We start from the raw sequence: 2,075 nt of genomic DNA on the forward strand, positions 1-2,075 counted from the left end.
AAGAAAGCTGAAGAAGCCAAGAAAGCTGAAGACGCTAAGAAAGCTGAAGACGCTAAGAAAGCTGAAGAGGCCAAGAAAGCTGAGGAAGCTAAGAAAGCCAATGAGGCCAATTCAGGTCAAGGTTTTGGCGGCGAAGGCAAAGTAATGGGCAAGGCTTTGGATGGCGGTGTCTTGGTAGTGAAAAAACGTGAAACCGGCGATTTGGAATATGCCAAAACCGAAGCTCCGACTGCCTCGGATAAAAACAGCGTCGTACTTGATGGTGTCGCCATTAATACCAAAGACGTTAAAGCGGGTGAGTTTACGTTGGGCGAAAAAAGTATGAACGGCGGTAAAGCCGATGCAGCACAATATGCGGTACACAGCGGCGACCTGTTGCCTGACGTTCGTTACGGCGGTGTTGCCGATGTCAGCGATCTGCGTGATGTAAAACAGGCGTTGTTTGTCCAAGGCACGCCATCAGGCAGTGATACCTTTGCAGCCCAAAGAGGGGATGCAACCTATAAAGGCATCGGCCTGCATTTCCAAAACGGACTGCCGATCAATACAAGAGGTCTGCAAGAAATTTTTGAAACCGGTTCGCAAGCCAAGCTGGCCAATCTGTATCCTGCCGCCAAAGCAACCGATGTTACCGCAAAAGTCAATTTCGACCAAAAAACCATCAATGTCAGCATCAACCGCTATTCCGATCAAACGGTTGGCGGTGGTAGTGGTGGCAACAGGATTGCAGGTGTCGTCAAATCCAATGCGCGCGATATGGCGGAAAATCTGTCTTTCAATGGCGATTTGCACGGTAACACCTTCTCCAACAAGCAAGGTACGATGCAAGGCGGATTCTTTGGCGCGAAGGCAGACCAACTTGCCGGTACATATAGTGCGGCAGGCAAAAACCAACGTGATGAAGACGTAGTGGCGCGCGGTGTGTTTGGTGCAAAACGCCAAGATGCGGTAGCTCAAGCAGGCGGACAGCCTGATGCGCCGGTTGCCAAACCCGATACGCCCGTAACCAAACCTAAAGGTGATGCCGCTGCGGCCGAATTGAAAAAAGGTGAAACAGGCGAGCAATATATCTTATCGAATATCGCGGACTTGACCAAAGTCATTATCAACGGTACGGCAATCGCTTTGGCACCTGTTACCAACAAGCTCCATCAAACTGAATTGGGTTCGGACTACAAATCGTTTGTTGCTTCAGGCAATTTGAGCAATGTTGTCTTCGGTGCGGCAAAACTTGCCGATAATGCCTACTCCTTGTTTGTTCAGGGGGTAATGAGTACCTCTCTACCGTCCGGTACGGCTAAATACGCAGGCGAGGTGTTGAATTTCCGTGCCCGCAACTTGGATAATAAGGAAAACTGGGTGGGTGATACAGGAGGCTACCGTACTGCCGGTTCGTTTACCGCAGATGTCAACTTCGATACCAAGACTATCGCAGGTAAAATCAATAGTGGTGACAGATGGTTCATGAATGAACGAGCCTTTACCGCAGGTATTACAGGCAGCAGCTTTAATGGTAAATGGGATTCCGGTGTGCAAGGTTCTATCTCAGGCGGATTCTACGGCGACAAAGCTGCCGAAATGGCGGGACGATACAGTTACAATGAAAAACCAGGTGATAATGGCTCTTCAAGTAACAACGCTTTCGGTGTATTCGGCGGTAAAAAGCAATAACCGTCTGTTTAAGCTGAAAACAAACCGCCTGAAAGGGCGGTTTGTTTTTGAGTGGGTAGGATTTTCAGACGACCTTTTACGGTAACAACAATCTAGAGAGCAATTTACCCGCTAAAAGGTCGTCTGAAAACCTTGAATCTTATTTTCAGATAATCTGAGACCTTTGCAAAATTCCCCAAAATCCCCTAAATTCCCACCAAGACATTTAGGGGATTTTCCATGAGCCCCTTCTCCCAGCAACCCGCCCAAGCCATGATCGCCAAACACATCGACCGCTTCCCACTATTGAAGTTGGATCAGGTGATTGATTGACAGCCGATCGAACAATACCTGAATCATCAAAAAACCCGTTACCTTCGAAACCACCGCGGTCGTCCCGCCTATCCCCTGTTGTCCATGTTCAA

General features: G+C 48.6%; 1 protein-coding gene and 1 pseudogene. Both read left to right on the plus strand.

Annotated elements, in window-relative coordinates; genetic code table 11:
- Positions 1–1,671: transferrin-binding protein-like solute binding protein (locus HMPREF2675_RS07830; protein WP_070814644.1), on the plus strand; the 1,671-nt coding region annotated here is incomplete at its 5' end.
- Positions 1,672–1,890: 219 nt separating this feature from the next.
- Positions 1,891–2,075: pseudogene (locus HMPREF2675_RS11110) on the plus strand (IS5/IS1182 family transposase); the annotation flags it as partial.

The organism is Neisseria sp. HMSC061H08, assembly GCF_001836795.1.
GTDB classification, from domain to species: domain Bacteria; phylum Pseudomonadota; class Gammaproteobacteria; order Burkholderiales; family Neisseriaceae; genus Neisseria; species Neisseria subflava_A.